1 protein-coding gene is annotated in these 324 nt (G+C 60.2%); it reads right to left on the bottom strand.

What is annotated here, in order from left to right; translation table 11 throughout:
- Positions 1-132 (bottom strand): dodecin family protein (locus ACPW96_RS23315; RefSeq protein WP_425886131.1); only part of this gene is annotated, 132 nt, incomplete at its 3' end.
- Positions 133-324: the final 192 nt, after the last annotated feature.

The raw sequence follows: 324 nt of genomic DNA, 5'->3' as shown, positions 1-324 counted from the left end.
TTGTTCCTTCACCCAGGCGCCGCTGATGTTCCGGAGCGTGGCGTTGGCGCGCTCTATGCCGTCCCGAACGGCTTGATCGAAGCTCTCCGTGGAACGGGAGCTGATAGCGGTGATGCGAGCGACTGTGCTCATGGCAACCTCCTTGTTGATGAGCCGAGTCTTCTCCGGCTCGCCAGGACGCACAAGGGTATGGTCAGCGCCGCTCAATCAATCCGAGCGGGGGTGGATGAGGCCGATGCCCGTAGTGGATCGGCGGATTCTGGCGGTCATTGCAACAGAACGTTCCCGATGACTTCGATCGGGGTTTGGAACTCTAGTCGTTTG

It is taken from the genome of Micromonospora sp. DT81.3, assembly GCF_049847225.1.
GTDB lineage: Bacteria > Actinomycetota > Actinomycetes > Actinomycetales > Microbacteriaceae > Microbacterium.
Note: the sequence above shows the minus strand (reverse complement) of the source record. Positions and strands in the feature narration are given on the sequence as shown.